The following is a 14499-nucleotide window of genomic DNA, read 5'->3' as shown; positions in this document are numbered from 1 at the left end:
ATGTGTATCCGAATGCTTCTGGCTCTTACCCTTTGCTCCCTTCCGGAAAGCGCCTTTGCCCAGGACGCGGACCCCTTGTGCCACGTCGCCCCCCATAACAGGCTCTGCGCCGATTTCCCCCATGACGTGCCTGAATTCTCTGAGTTTTTTGAGTATATGGTGATCTCAGGCGCGGCACAGCGGCCCTTTGACCGTCACGGTTGGCAGGCTTTCGTGGCGTTGAACTGGGACGGCGTGGGGCAGGGGGCGCAGGTGACCTGGCGGGACTTCCCGCGCCGCGATGACGTCCTTGGCATCGACAGTGCCGCCCAATGTGGCGCGGCAGCAACGCAGGCCGAGGTGATCATCACCGATTTTCGCCAATCCGACGGCCACGCGTTGATCGACCGGGCAGGTAATTTCATCGTCTACGAGACGCGGATGAACCCCACCGCCGCCCGCTACATCACCGAGAGCGGGCTGCTGACGATCGAGGGCCAGCGGAGGACCGACGTCGACTTCCCCCGGGGGGAAAGCGCCGCCGTGCCCGCCTCGGTCACGCTGAAGACCGCCTGGCAAATCCTGGATGCCCCTTCAGACGATTACATCACCGCGCGCGGCCTGATCGTCGTGGCGCCTGAAGACAGCATCACCGGCACGCCGCTCTGTATCGAGGTCCCCCTAGGCCTCGTTGGGATGCATATCGTCACCAAGGTCGATAGCGGCAACGGGGATGAATGGATCTGGGCGACGTTTGAGCATCGCAACAACGCCCCCGTCGCGGCGGACGCGCGCGACATCAACGCGATCTACGGCAATGACTTGTTCCCAGAGGGCTGTGTCGCGCCCCATGATGCGCTCCAAACCTACCTTCTCAACACCGGCCAAGGCCCCGCCAACACGCCCCCGGGGCCTGTGCTGTGGTCCCCCGCGCCGCCCCACGCCGTGACCGAAACAGGCCCCGCGCCGCCCACCCGGGTCGTGCGCTGTTGGGACATCTTCGCGCCGACGCAGGCCACAAACGCCCGCTGGCAGGGCCTTTTGCAGGGCACGCCGCTGGCCAACTACATGCTCATCTCCACCCAATGGCGCGGGGCAAACGCCTCGCCCTATATCGAGCATGGAGAGCTGCCGCGCTTCCTGTCGAACACCACGCTGGAAACCTACATCCAGACCGATCGCGATGGCACCTGCATCGGCTGCCACGCCGGGGCGACCACCGCCGCCGGAACATTCGCAGACGCCACGTTCATCCTCAGAAGGATCCCGCAATGAAAGCGACCGCCCTGGCGCTGCTGCTGGCCGCGCCCGCCCATGCCACCTGCACCTTAACGGTCGAGATCCAGACCGGCGCGGCCCATGGCACGCTTGCGCAAGATGCGCCGCTCACGGCGGAGATCACCTATACTGTGACCGAGCAGATGCGCATGGGGTCCGAGGCGCGGGCCTACCGCACAGAGGGCACCGCCCTGATCACCGGGCCCGATGACACCTCTCTGACCGCGCGGCTGGGGTTCATCCATGTCGTCCGCGCGCCCCATTGGGCCGATTACATCTCGTTCGATATGGTGGATGTCAGCGGCGATCTGGGCGGCGTAACGGATTATGAGGATCCCATGCTGATCACCTTCTACGCCGAACGCGGCGCGCTGCAGGACTTCGAGCTGCCCGCCACGTCTGAGGATTGGGCGCAGTTCGACCAGCGCCAAAGCTTTCAGGTCCACACCCCCGACACCATGTGGACGCTGCCCGGCGTGGTCAGCGCGCCGCGCGGGACCTGTACGCCTTAGGCGCCTTCGGCTATGGCATCCTCAGCCATAGCGGAGAGACCCATGACCACCATTGCCCTCGTGGCCCACGATCAGAAGAAAGATGCGCTTGTGGCCTGGGCCAAGGCCCATGAGGCAGACCTTGAGGGCCACAGGCTTTTTGCCACAGGCACAACGGGCGGGCGGTTGCAGGCCGAGACGTCGCTGAACGTGACGCCGCTGAAATCCGGGCCCTTGGGGGGCGACGCGCAGCTTGGGGCGATGATCGCCGAGGGGAAACTGCCGGTCCTGGTGTTCTTCATCGACCCGCTCTCGGCCATGCCCCACGATGTCGATGTGAAATCCCTGATCCGGCTGGCGATTTTGTACGACACGCTGTTGGCGGTGAATGAGGAAACCGCCAGCGCCGTGATCGCCTCTCTGCCCGCGGCCTGAGGGCCTTTGTGACAGGGCTGTGACACCGCCCGGCGCAATCGTCATACGTCCGTCATCGACTCACAATAGCTGGAGCGTGCCGGGGGGCAGGGGATATGCGGGGCAGTAATCGGCTCCGTAATCGTTTGCACTCTCTCCGTTCGCGTGTAGGCTACCTCTCGCGCGATGATCCGGGGGGACGCGTCTTTTCGTGACCCGGCAATGAGATCAAGCCGCCCCGTCAGACCGGGGGGGAGCAATGCGCATCCTTGCGGCCCAAATGGGGCCGCGCCACGAAGGGAGAGATCATATGAACCTCAAGAACACAGTCGGCCTTGGCCTTGCACTCGGCCTGATGGCCGGCGCCGCATCCGCCCAGACCGAGATCGAATTCTGGCACGCCATGGGCGGCCAATTGGGCGAAACCGTCAACGAGATGGCCGAGAACTTCAACGCCAGCCAGACCGACTACGTGCTGACGCCCGTCTTCAAAGGCACCTATGAGGAAACGCTGACCTCTGCCATCGCCGCCTTCCGCGCGGGCGAGCAGCCTAACATCGTGCAGGTCTTCGACGCCGGTGCCGCCACCGTGATCGGCGCCCAGGGCGCGACCGTGCCGGTGGAGCAGCTGCTGGCCGACAACGGCGTGGACTTCGACATCGAGGATTACATCTCGGGCGTGCGCAACTTCTATGCCGACGCCGATGGCCAGATGATCGGGATGCCGTTCAACTCGTCCACGCCGATCATGTATTACAACGCCGATGCCCTCGAGGCCGCAGGTGTTGAAGCCCCCGCCACCTGGGAAGAGTTTGCCGAAACCACAGCGCCCGCGCTGCTGGAAGCGGGCTACATCCCGCTGGCGCAAAGCCACCTGCCGTGGATCTTCACCGAGAACTTCTTCTCGCGCCACAACCTGCAGTTCGCCTCCAACGACAACGGCTATACCGGCGTTGACACCGAGATCATGGTGAACCACCCCGCCATCCGCGCGCATTTCGAGGCGCTGGTGGAATGGCAGGAAGCGGGCTACTTCGAGTGGTACGGCACCGGCTGGGGCGACAACCAGACCCCGTTTGAGGCCGGCGAAGTCGCCATGTGGCTGGGGTCTTCCGGCTCCTTCGGGGGTATCGCCGACCGCGTGGAATTCAACTTCTCCGCCGCCATGCTGCCCTACTGGGAAGCCGTGACGACAGAGCCCACGCAGACCTTCATCGGCGGCGCGGCCCTGTTCGCGATGTCCGGCTTTGACGACGCCGAAAATGAGGCCACCGCCGCGTTCTTCGACTACCTCGCCTCCACCGACAACCAGGTCTTCTGGCACGTCGCAACGGGTTACGTTCCGATCACCACCGCCGCCTATGAGGCCGCGGCCGAGCAGGGCCACTACGAGGAATTCCCCGCCGCCGAAGTGGGTGTTCAGCAGCTGCAGCTGCCCTCGGGTGAGTTCACGCGTGGCTACCGCATGGGCTTCTACGTCCAGATCCGCGACGTGATGAACCGCGAGTATGGCCGCATCCTGACCGGTGAAACCTCCGTCGACGAAGCCTTCGAGATCATCGAAACCGAAGCCAACGAGCTTTTGGCCCGCTTCGCCCAGACCCAGGGCTAAACGCACCTGATATCAACGCACTGGCCGGGCAAACGCTCGGCCAGTTGCCAATCAAAACACGACCAAATGACATCTCAGGGGGATGTGCCAAGTGAAACGCGCCGCATTCGGGCATATCAGTTTTCCGATCCTGCTGCTGCTGCCGCAGCTCGCCATCATCGCGATCTTCTTCTACTGGCCCGCGGGCTACGCGATCCAATCCTCCCTCTATCTCGAAGACCCCTTCGGCTTTTCCTCCACCTATGTGGGGCTGGACAATTACACCCGGCTGGCAAGTTCCTCCAACTACATGGACGCCGCCTGGTTCACCCTCATCTTCACCGCGCTCGTCACCTTCTTCGCGCTCGCCATCGCCCTCTTGCTGGCCGTGAAGGCCGACAAGGTGATCCGCGGCGCACGGACCTACCGCACGCTTCTGATGTGGGTCTATGCCATCGCGCCACCCGTCGCGGGCCTGATCGGCGTCATGCTGTTTGACCAATCGCGCGGCAACATCACCCAGCTTCTGGGCATGATGGGGATCGAGTACCGCTTGGGCGTGAACTATTGGGACACGGCGGCGGCGATGATCTCTGTCTCGATCTGGAAACAGATCCCCGTCAATTTCATCTTCTTTCTCTCGGGCCTGCAAGCCATCCCGCAATCGGTGCGGGAGGCGGCGATGATCGACAACCGCTCCGGCACCCGGCGGTTCTGGGACATCACCTTCCCGCTCCTCGCGCCCACGGGCTTCTTCCTGCTGATCATCAACATCACCTACTCGCTGTTCGATACCTTCGGCATCATCGACACCATCGTGAAGGGCGAGCCGGGCAATAACCCGATGACACTCGTCTATCGGGTCTTCGTTGACGGCTTCCGGGGCGGCGATCTTGGCGGCTCCTCGGCGCAATCGGTCGTCCTGATGATCCTCGTGCTCATATTAACAATCGTGCAGTTCCGCTTCCTGGAACGGCGCATTCATTACACGTGAGGGGGCAGGGACATGGCTGACATCACCCAGACATCCGTGGCGACCAGGTCGCCAACCCGCCCCGCCAAGCGCATCAAGTGGAATTTGGTGGGCGACCACGCGATCCTGATCGCGGGCGCGCTTCTGATGCTGGTGCCGGTCTGGATGGTTTTCGCGACCTCCAGCTGGGACGCGATCACTGTTCACCGCGAGGGGATGCAGTTCGGCTTCGGCTCGGACTTTGGCACCAATTACAACGCCGCACTCTTTGAATACGGTGGCTTCACCGATGCGGTGAACGGCGTGACGATGCTTGTGAACTCGCTGATCCTGGGCCTGGGCTTTGCTATCGGCAAGATCATCGTCGGCATGATGGCCGCCTACGCCATCGTCTACTTCCGCCTGAAATTCGCTACGCTGGCCTTCTGGATGATCTTCACCACGCTGCTTCTGCCGCTGGAGGTGCGCATTCTGCCCTCCTATGAGGTCATAACCTGGATGGGCCTGGGCAACACCTACACCGGTTTGATCGTGCCGCTGATCGCCTCGGCCACGGCGACGTTCTTCTTCCGGCAATACTTCCGCTCGGTCCCTGAAGAGCTGATCGAGGCCGCCCGTATCGACGGCGCGGGCCCGGTGAAGTTCTTCATCGACATCCTCGTGCCGCTCTCGCGCACCATGATCGCCGCGATGTTCATCATCATGTTCGTCTTCGGCTGGAACCAATACCTCTGGCCCACGCTGATCACCACGGACGAGAGCCTGTTCACGCTGGTGCGCGGCATCCGCCAGATCATCCAATCCTACGCCGACGGGTCCGAGACGCCGGATTATGGCCAGGCGGCAGCGCTCGCGATCATCGCCATGACGCCGCCGGTCCTGATCGTCGTCTTCTTCCAGAACTGGTTCGTCAAGGGCCTGACCGAGTCCGATAAATAAGCGCCTTAAATGGCGGGCAAATCTGAGAAAGAACCATAGAACATGGCACAAGTTACCCTGAACGCTGTCCGCAAGGTCTACCCCAACGGGGCCGAAGCGTTGGAGCCGTCCTCTTTCACCATCCCCGACGGCGAATTGACCGTGCTCGTCGGCCCGTCGGGCTGCGGCAAGTCCACCCTTCTGCGCATGGTCGCGGGCCTCGAAGAGATCACCGAAGGGGAGTTGGAGATCGGCGACCGCGTCGTCAACGACATCGACCCGGCAGACCGTAACATCGCCATGGTGTTTCAGAACTACGCTCTTTATCCGCATATGTCCGTCGCCCAGAACATGGGCTACGGGTTGAAGAACCGAGGCATGGACAAGGCTGCAATTGCCGCCAAGGTGCGCGAAGCCTCGGAGATGCTGCACCTCAACGAGTTTCTGGACCGTCGCCCCTCGCAGCTGTCGGGCGGCCAGCGTCAGCGCGTCGCCATGGGCCGCGCGATTGTGCGCGACCCGGACCTGTTCCTGTTTGATGAGCCGCTGTCCAACCTCGACGCCAAACTGCGCAACCAGATGCGGATCGAGATCCGCGCGTTGCAGCGCCGCCTCGGCACGACGGCCATGTATGTGACCCACGATCAGGTCGAGGCCATGACCATGGCCGACCGGATCATCGTGCTTAACAACGGCACGATCGAGCAGATCGGGACGCCAAACGAGATCTATGAACACCCCGCCTCCACCTTCGTCGCCTCCTTCATGGGCGCCCCGCCGATGAACCTTCTGCGCGGCGTGGCCAAGGGCGGCGCGGTCACGCTCGAAGGCGGTGTCGACGTCCCCCAGGCGCGCGCCGAGGGGCACGATGGCGCGATCCAGGTCGGCATAAGGCCCGAGGATTGCTGGCCCGATCCCGCAGGCGATCTGGCGTTTGACGTGGACATCATCGAAGAGTTGGGCGCGCAGCGTCTGCTCCATGGCCACGTGGCGGGCCAGGCGTTTTCCGTCGCCGTGCCCAAGGATAAGGAAGCGGGCCTGGGCACCATGCAGCTGTCCGTCAAACCCGGCGCGGTGCATCTGTTCGACGCGGACAAAGGGCGCAGGCTCTAACCCACGCCCGTCATTTCTCCTGCCCCCCGCGCCTTGCCGCCAGAAAGGCGTTGCATCGCCCGTACGCGTGCCCTTTCCATTGCGTCAGCAACGGAAAGGAGCGTGGCAATGTGGCTAGCGAAACGAGATTGGGTGCCGGAAGCCTGTGAAGAGCGGGTGCAAGCCATCGCCATGCGGACGCGTTCCTCAAAAAGCTCCGACGTGTCGAAGCGCATCGCGGCCCTTGGCGAGATAAACCGCCGCATCCATGAGCAAGAGTGCTTCAACCTCAACCCCGCGACCAATGTCATGAACCCCGCCGCAGAGGCGCTTCTGTCCAACGGGATGAGCACGCGCGCCTCGCTCGGCTATCCCGGCGACAAATACGAGATGGGGCTGGAGGCGCTGGAAGTGGTCGAAGTAATCGCCGCGCAAATGGCAGGCGAGATCTTCCATGCCGATTATGCCGAAATCCGCGTGGCCTCCGGGGCGATGGCCAACCTCTATGCCTTCATCGCCACCTGCAAAGCCGGGGACACGATCATCGTGCCGCCCGCCAGCATCGGTGGCCACGTCACCCACCACGACGCGGGCTGCGCGGGGCTGTTCGGTCTGCGGATTGTGGAGGCTCCGATCAACGCGGATTGTTATACCATTGATATACCTGGCCTCGCCGAACTGGCCGAAAAAGAACGCCCGGCGTTGATCACCTTGGGCGGCTCTCTCAACCTGATGCCGCATCCGGTGGCCGAGGTGCGCGCGATTGCCGATAGCGTCGGGGCCAAGGTCCTGATGGACGCCGCCCACCAATGCGGCCTTTTCGCGGGCGGTGTCTGGCCTGATCCGCTGGCCGAAGGCGCGCATCTGATGACGATGAGCACCTATAAATCCCTGGGCGGACCTGCGGGCGGCTTGATCGTCACCAACGATGTGGATATCGCCAAGCGCCTGGATTCCATCGCTTTTCCGGGCATGACCGCGAATTTCGACGCTGCCAAATCCGCCGCCCTTGCCCGCAGCCTTCTGGATTGGCGCGACCACGGCGCGGCCTATGCGGCCGAGATGGTGCGCACGGCGGCGGCCTTGGCAGAGGCGCTGAAAGACGACGGCATCCCGGTGTTCGAGACAGAGCAAGGCCCCACCACCTCGCACGCCTTTGCCGTGCCCGCCCATGAATTCGGCGGCGGGCAGGTGGCCGCCAAGCACCTCTTCAAGGCCGGGTTTCTGACCTGCGGCATCGGCATTCCAGCACCGGAAATTCCCAATGATATGAACGCGATACGCTTTGGCACGCCCGAGATTGTGCGGTTCGGCGTGGGCCAAAACCCCGATGATATCGCCACCCTTGGCAGCCTCATCGCGCGGGCGCTGCGCAGTGACGATATTCGGAGCGTCCGGAGCGATACCCAACGCTTTCGGCGACGGTTCAAGGATCTGCACTACATCACCTGAAGGGTTGTTTTTGCAAATCACTCGCAAGTGACTTGCTTAATTGCGACTAAGTCGCATATACACAAGCGACGGCATCACAAACCCGGAGTCTACCTGGCATGATACGTACGCTTTCGACCTTCCTCCTGCCCGCTTCCCTCGCCGTGTCGCTGGCCGCGCCGGTGCAGGCGCAGGAGCCGATCACCATTGTCACCACCACCGGCATGATCGCCGACGCCGCCCGCCAGGTGGGCGGAGATCTCGTTGAAGTTCAATCGCTTATGGGGGCAGGGGTGGACCCGCACGCCTATCGCCAGACCCGCTCTGACATCGTGGCCACGGCCCGCGCCGACCTGGTCCTGTGGCACAGCCTTTACCTCGAAGCGCAGATGGAAGAGTTCCTGTTGGAACTGGCCGAGACCAACACGGTCGTGCCCGTCGCCGAAGCCCTCGACCCAGAGCGCCTGCTGGGGTCCGAGGATTACGAGGGCCGGTTCGACCCCCACGTCTGGATGGACCCGGAAATCTGGGTTGATGTGGTGACCCATGTGGCCTTCGCGATCGAGGAGGTGCAGCCGGACGCAGCACCGGTGCTCACGGCGGGCCTTGCGGACTACTCCGCTGAAATCGATGCCCTCGCCGCGTATTCGCAAGAGGTGCTGGCCACGGTTCCCGAGGCCTCTCGGGTCCTGCTCACGGCCCATGATGCGTTCAATTACTTTGGCGCGGCCTACGGCTTTGAAGTCATTGGTATCCAAGGAATTTCGACGGAGTCTGAGGCCGGTCTGCAGCGGATTGGAGAGCTTGTCGATATGCTGGTCACACGAGAGATCGGCGCGGTCTTCGTCGAGTCCTCCGTTTCGGATCGCAACATCCGCGCGCTGATCGAAGGCGCCGCCGCGCGCGGCCATGAGGTCATCATCGGCGGCGAGCTTTTCTCCGACGCGATGGGGCCCGACGGCACTTATACCGGCACCTGGATCGGCATGATTGACCACAACGTCACCACCATCGCCCGCGCCCTGGGTGGCGAGGCACCGGAGGGTGGAATGCAAGGGCTGCTTGAATGACTGACCTGAAAGTGGTGCCGACGCCCTCAGACCTCGACCCCGCCAGCCCCTTGGCTGTGCGGGGTTTGACCGTGTCCTACGGCGAAAAACCGGCGCTGTTTTCGCTGGATGCCACGTTCCCGGCAGGCGCAATGTCGGCCATTGTGGGGCCGAACGGAGCCGGAAAATCCACCTTCCTCAAGGCCGCTTTGGGTTTGATTCCAAGGGTTTCCGGCGAGGTCACGGTGTTCGGCCGTGAGGTCAACCGCGCCCGGGATCGCATCGCCTACGTGCCCCAACGCGCGTCGGTCGATTGGGATTTCCCCACCACCGCCATCGATGTGGTCCTGATGGGTTTGTACGGGCAATTGGGCCTGTGGAAGCGCATCAGCGGGGCCCACAAGGCCCGTGCCCGCGCCTGTCTGGACCGTGTCGGCATGGCCGATTTCGCCGACCGCCAGATCGGGCAACTGTCCGGCGGCCAGCAACAGCGCGTCTTCCTCGCCCGCGCCCTCGCGCAAGAGGCCGATCTGTTCCTGCTTGATGAGCCTTTCGCGGGCGTCGACGCCGCCACGGAGGCCGCGATCATCGATGTGCTGAAATCCCTGCGCGCCGAGGGCCGCAGCGTTGTCGCCGTGCACCATGACCTGTCGACCGTCACGGCCTATTTCGACCACGTTTTGCTGATCAATCTGCGCCGCATTGCCGAGGGTCCCGTGGCCCGCGCCTTCACCGCCCAGACCTTGACCGAGACCTATGGCGGCCGCCTCGGCGCGGTGCAGATCGACAGCCTGGCACTGGCGGGGGCTTGATGTCAGCATTCCTGCAAGCACTGTTCCTGCAAGCGGGCTACAACGCGGCGCTCGTCGCCATCGGCGCAGCCCTTCTGGGCTTTGCGGCAGGCGCCGGGGGCAGCTTCCTGTTCCTGCGCAAACGCGCGCTGGTCTCCGACGCCGTGGCCCATGCGACGCTGCCGGGTGTGGGCCTTGCCTTCATCGCGATGGTCGCGCTGGGGGGCGATGGCCGCAGCCTGCCGGGCCTGCTCATCGGGTCGGCCATCTCGGCCTGGCTCGGGCTTCTGGCCGTCGAATGGATGGTGCGCCGCACGCGGTTGTCCGAGGACGCGGCGATCGGTGCCGTGCTGTCGGTTTTCTTCGGCCTCGGCATTGTTTTGTTGACCATTATCCAATCCATGAGCCAGGGACGCCAAGCGGGGTTGGAGGGGTTCCTTTTGGGCTCAACCGCCGGAATGCTGTTCCAGGACGCGGTCCTGATCGCCGCCGGTGGCGCGGCGGTCGTTGCGTTGATCTGGCTGCTGCGCCGTCCGATGACGATGGTTGCTTTTGATCCGGGTTTCGCAGCGGCAAGGGGCGTGGACGTGCGTCGCGTGGATCTGGCGATGATGGGCCTGGTCCTCGCGGTCACGGTCATCGGCCTGAAGCTTGTGGGCCTGATCCTGATCGTGGCACTCCTGATCATCCCGCCGGTAACGGCGCGGTTTTGGTCGGAACGGGCAGAGGCGGTGGTCTGGGCGGCGGGCGTGATTGGCGCCGTGTCGGGCTACGTCGGCGCGGCCCTCTCAGCCTCGGCGCCCGCGCTGCCGACAGGGCCGATCATCGTGCTGATCTCGGCGGCGCTCTTTGCACTGTCGCTCCTGTTTGCGCCCGCGCGCGGGGTGCTCGCCTCACTCCTGTCGCGCCGAGCCTTTCAAACCCGCGTCCACCGCCGCCAAGGCCTTCTGGCCCTGAGCCGGGCGGAGCCGATCCATGACCCGTTAACCCTGAAAATCCTGCGCCGTGAGGGGCTTATGCGCGCCGACGGCGTCGCTACCGACGCGGGCCGGGCGGCAGGCGCCAAGATTTCACAGGACGAACGGCGCTGGTCCATCGCCCGCAGGCAGCACCTCGATACCGCCCTGACGGGCCGCTACGACGGGCTCACGCCGATCGAGGATGTCTTCACCGCCGATGAGATCGCGCACTTCGATGCCGCGGTTGCGAGGGGCTGAAAAATGGGGGCAGAATTCGTTCAGTTTTCCCTCACGCCGATCCTGATCGGGGTCTTCGCGGCCATGGCCTGCGCGTTGCCAGGCAACTTCCTGATCCTGCGCCGCCAAGCGCTGATCGGCGATGCGATCAGCCATGTCGTATTGCCCGGCATCGTGGTGGCGTTCCTGATCACCGGCGCCGTCTCGACCTGGCCGATGCTTTTGGGGGCGGCGGGCGCGGCGCTTGTCGCTGTGGTTCTGATCGAGGCGGTGCGCCGCCTTGGAAAGATCGAACCCGGTGCGGCGATGGGCGTGGTCTTCACTTCGCTTTTTGCAGGCGGCGTGCTGCTGCTGGAGCAATCGGATACCTCGTCTGTCCACCTTGATGTCGAGCACGCGCTGATGGGCAATCTAGAGCAGTTGATCTGGCTGCGAGCTGAGGGTTGGGGATCGCTTGTCGATCCCGTGGCGCTTTCCCACCTTCCGCCGGAGCTGCCGCGCATGGCGATTGTCGCGGCGATCATTGGGGTGTTGACGGCGGTGTTCTGGCGGCCCCTGAAGCTCGCGTCGTTCGATGAAGGCTTCGCCCGCGCCCTCGGCCTGCCGGTCACCCTCATCGGTCTGGGCCTCGTGACATCCGCCGCCGCCGCCGCCGTCGCGGCGTTCGATGCGGTGGGCTCCATCATCGTGATCGCGATGTTCATCTGCCCGCCCGCGAGCGCCCGGCTGATGACCAACCGTCTTGGCGCCCAAGTGCTGTGGAGCCTTGTTTTCGCGGTGCTTTCCGCCATCCTGGGCTATGTGCTGGCGGGCTACGGGCCGCTTTGGATCGGCGCAGAGAGCTCGGTTTCGGCCGCCGGGATGGTGGCCGTTTTTTCGGGCGTGATCCTCGGGCTCGCCTGCCTCTTTGGTCCCGCCCGGGGCCGCATTGGCGTGGCGGCAGGCGGCTGATCTCTCTGTGTGCCCCCTTTTTTGCGGTTGCGCGCGGGGCGGGCGTTGGATTGAGTTGTATTTGGCAAGATGAAGCAGGGGGAGCGCTGAAAATGGTGAGGGTCGCCGTTGTGGAAGCCGGTCGGGATGGCTGAAAACCCGGAACAGGACGGCGCGCGGATGTCGTTCAAGGACGCGATGAGCTACGGCGATTACCTGGCTTTGGATCCGATCCTGGGCGCCTCCAAGCCGCTGTCCACTGCCCATGACGAGATGCTGTTCATCATCCAGCACCAGACGTCCGAGTTATGGATGCGCCTGGCCCTGCACGAGCTGGACGCGGCACGTACAGCGCTTTCAGACGGTGATTTTCCACCCGTTTTCAAGATGTTGACCCGCGTGGCGCGGATTTTTGAGCAGCTTAACAACGCTTGGGACGTGCTGCGTACGATGACGCCGTCGGAATACACCGAGTTTCGTGAGGATCTGGGCCAGTCCAGTGGCTTTCAATCGCACCAGTATCGGTTGATCGAATACATCCTGGGCAACCGCAACACGGCGATGATGAGGGTTCATGAACACCGCGAGGACCTGCACAAGATGCTGTCGCATGAGCTGACGCAGCCCTCGCTCTATGACGTGGCGATTGTGCGGTTGGGGGATGCGTTGGGTGTTGATTTACCACCGAGTGCCTTGGACGCGCCCCATGCGGCGCGGGCCGAGATTGAGGACGCCTGGGCGCAGGTCTACCGCGCGCCAGAGGCCTATTGGACGCTTTATGAATTGGCCGAAAAGCTGGTCGATCTGGAGGATTACTTTCGCCGTTGGCGCTTCAACCACGTCACCACGGTAGAGCGCGTGATCGGCTTCAAGCGCGGCACTGGCGGTACTTCAGGCGTGGCCTACTTGCGCCGGATGCTGGAAGTGGAACTGTTCCCGGAGTTGTGGAACGTAAGGGGGCAATTATGAACGCTGTTAACGAATTGGCCGGGGCGGTTTTGCCGATGAAGGAGAAATTCGTGTTGCCCGAGGGGGTAATTTACCTCGACGGCAACTCGCTGGGGCCGTTGCCGGTGGGCGTGACAGAGGTGGTATCGGGCATGATGCGCGACCAATGGGGCGCGCATCTGATCAAGGGTTGGAACGTCGATGGCTGGATGGCGCAGCCGTCGCGTGTGGGCGATAGGGTCGGGCGGCTGATCGGGGCGCCGGCGGGCTCGGTCGTGATGGGCGATACCCTGTCGTTGAAGGTGTATCAGGCGTTGTCGGCAGCGCTTCAGATGCGTCCGGAGCGCAAGGTTGTTCTGTCGGACAGCGGTAATTTCCCCACGGATCTTTATATGGCCGACGGTTTGATCCGGCAGCTGTCCCAGGGACACGAGCTACGGGTCGTTGCGCCAGAGGATGTGGCCGGGGCGATTGACGACACCGTCGCGGCCGTCATGATTACGCAAGTCGATTACCGCACCGGTCGCGTCCACGACATGGACGCGATCACCGCCGAGGCGCAGGCGGCGGGTGCCGTGATGATCTGGGATCTCGCCCATTCCGCCGGGGCCATTCCCGTGGATATCGCCGGTTCGGGTGCCGAGTTCGCGGTGGGTTGTACCTATAAGTATCTCAACGGCGGGCCAGGGGCGCCCGCGTTCATCTATGTCCGTCCCGATATCGTTAACGCCGTTAACCCGGCGCTGGCGGGATGGTTGGGGCACGAAGCGCCCTTCGCGTTTGACCTCGACTATCGTCCCGGTGCGGGCATTGAGCGGATGCGCGTGGGCACGCCGCCGGTCATTCAGCTGACCGCCTTGGAACATGCCCTGCGCGTGTGGGACGGCGTTGACATGCAAGACATCCGCGCGGCCTCGATCGCGCTGTCTGAGCAGTTCATCACCGAGGTGGAGGCGACCTGTCCCCAACTGGCCCTCGCCAGCCCCCGCGACGCGGCGGCGCGCGGCAGCCAGGTTTCGTTTCACTTCGAGCATGGCTATGCCGCCATGCAGGCCCTGATCGCTCGCGGTGTCATCGGTGATTTCCGCGCCCCTGACATCATGCGATTTGGGTTCACGCCGCTCTATCTGGATTCAGCGGATATCTCGCAAGCGGTTGCGATCATGTCGGAAATATTGCGCGATCGTCTCTGGGACCGACCTGAATACACGACCCGTCAGCGGGTCACTTAGGTTTCGTAGGGAACTTGATTGATCGTTTCGTGAACGTCGCAAGACAGGGGAGTGATTACGGTAGTTTTCAATGTCGACCGCAAGGCGAAGGATGGACTCGTTAAACGGACCTGTTTCGAAACTGCTGTAACTGCCGCTGCCGCGCAAAGTGACGTCTTGTATTGACGCGCCTTGCTGCACTGAGAT

The 14499-nt window shown here is 63.5% G+C and carries 14 protein-coding genes; all 14 read left to right on the top strand.

What is annotated here, in order from left to right; genetic code table 11:
- The 14 genes from AC6I9R_RS13530 to kynU all read left to right on the top strand — a co-directional run bounded on the left by AC6I9R_RS13530 (position 1) and on the right by kynU (position 14313).
- Positions 1-1254, top strand: coding sequence for a hypothetical protein (locus tag AC6I9R_RS13530; protein ID WP_461426091.1), 1254 nt, complete (start codon positions 1-3; stop codon positions 1252-1254).
- Complete coding sequence (locus AC6I9R_RS13525; protein ID WP_461426090.1) at positions 1251-1769, top strand: hypothetical protein; 519 nt, start codon at positions 1251-1253, stop codon at positions 1767-1769. The genes AC6I9R_RS13530 and AC6I9R_RS13525 overlap by 4 nt, the downstream gene beginning before the upstream one ends.
- A gap of 42 nt (positions 1770-1811) precedes the next feature.
- Complete coding sequence (locus AC6I9R_RS13520; RefSeq protein WP_461426089.1) at positions 1812-2183, top strand: methylglyoxal synthase; 372 nt, start codon at positions 1812-1814, stop codon at positions 2181-2183.
- 289 nt (positions 2184-2472) lie between these two features.
- A complete protein-coding gene (locus tag AC6I9R_RS13515; protein ID WP_461426088.1) occupies positions 2473-3774 on the top strand; it encodes an extracellular solute-binding protein in 1302 nt (433 codons plus the stop codon).
- Positions 3775-3865: 91 nt separating this feature from the next.
- Positions 3866-4747, top strand: a complete 882-nt coding sequence (locus AC6I9R_RS13510; RefSeq protein ID WP_461426087.1) for an ABC transporter permease subunit — start codon at positions 3866-3868, stop codon at positions 4745-4747.
- Between the two features lie 12 nt (positions 4748-4759).
- Complete coding sequence (locus AC6I9R_RS13505) at positions 4760-5665, top strand: ABC transporter permease subunit (RefSeq protein WP_461426086.1); 906 nt, start codon at positions 4760-4762, stop codon at positions 5663-5665.
- Between the two features lie 42 nt (positions 5666-5707).
- A complete protein-coding gene (gene ugpC / locus AC6I9R_RS13500; protein WP_461426085.1) occupies positions 5708-6757 on the top strand; it encodes a sn-glycerol-3-phosphate ABC transporter ATP-binding protein UgpC in 1050 nt (349 codons plus the stop codon).
- A gap of 108 nt (positions 6758-6865) precedes the next feature.
- Positions 6866-8188 carry a serine hydroxymethyltransferase gene (glyA, locus tag AC6I9R_RS13495; protein ID WP_461426084.1) on the top strand — a complete coding sequence of 441 codons (1323 nt, stop codon included), beginning with the start codon at positions 6866-6868 and terminating at the stop codon, positions 8186-8188.
- A gap of 98 nt (positions 8189-8286) precedes the next feature.
- The gene (locus AC6I9R_RS13490; protein ID WP_461426083.1) at positions 8287-9237 is read left to right on the top strand and encodes a metal ABC transporter solute-binding protein, Zn/Mn family; all 951 of its coding nucleotides are present in this window, start codon (positions 8287-8289) and stop codon (positions 9235-9237) included.
- Positions 9234-10028, top strand: coding sequence for a metal ABC transporter ATP-binding protein (locus AC6I9R_RS13485; protein WP_461426082.1), 795 nt, complete (start codon positions 9234-9236; stop codon positions 10026-10028). Before AC6I9R_RS13490 ends, AC6I9R_RS13485 begins: the two co-directional genes overlap by 4 nt.
- Positions 10028-11224, top strand: coding sequence for a metal ABC transporter permease (locus AC6I9R_RS13480; RefSeq protein ID WP_461426081.1), 1197 nt, complete (start codon positions 10028-10030; stop codon positions 11222-11224). The genes AC6I9R_RS13485 and AC6I9R_RS13480 overlap by 1 nt, the downstream gene beginning before the upstream one ends.
- Before the next feature lie 3 nt (positions 11225-11227).
- On the top strand, positions 11228-12154 hold the full coding sequence (locus tag AC6I9R_RS13475) for a metal ABC transporter permease (protein WP_461426080.1): 927 nt from the start codon (positions 11228-11230) through the stop codon (positions 12152-12154).
- A 126-nt stretch (positions 12155-12280) separates the two neighbouring features.
- On the top strand, positions 12281-13102 hold the full coding sequence (locus AC6I9R_RS13470; RefSeq protein ID WP_461426079.1) for a tryptophan 2,3-dioxygenase: 822 nt from the start codon (positions 12281-12283) through the stop codon (positions 13100-13102).
- Positions 13099-14313 (top strand): kynureninase, encoded by a 1215-nt coding sequence (gene kynU, locus AC6I9R_RS13465; protein ID WP_461426078.1) that lies wholly within the window; start codon positions 13099-13101, stop codon positions 14311-14313. Before AC6I9R_RS13470 ends, kynU begins: the two co-directional genes overlap by 4 nt.
- Positions 14314-14499: the final 186 nt, after the last annotated feature.

Source organism: Gymnodinialimonas sp. (assembly GCF_059726805.1).
This window is presented reverse-complemented; position numbering and strand designations above follow the sequence as displayed.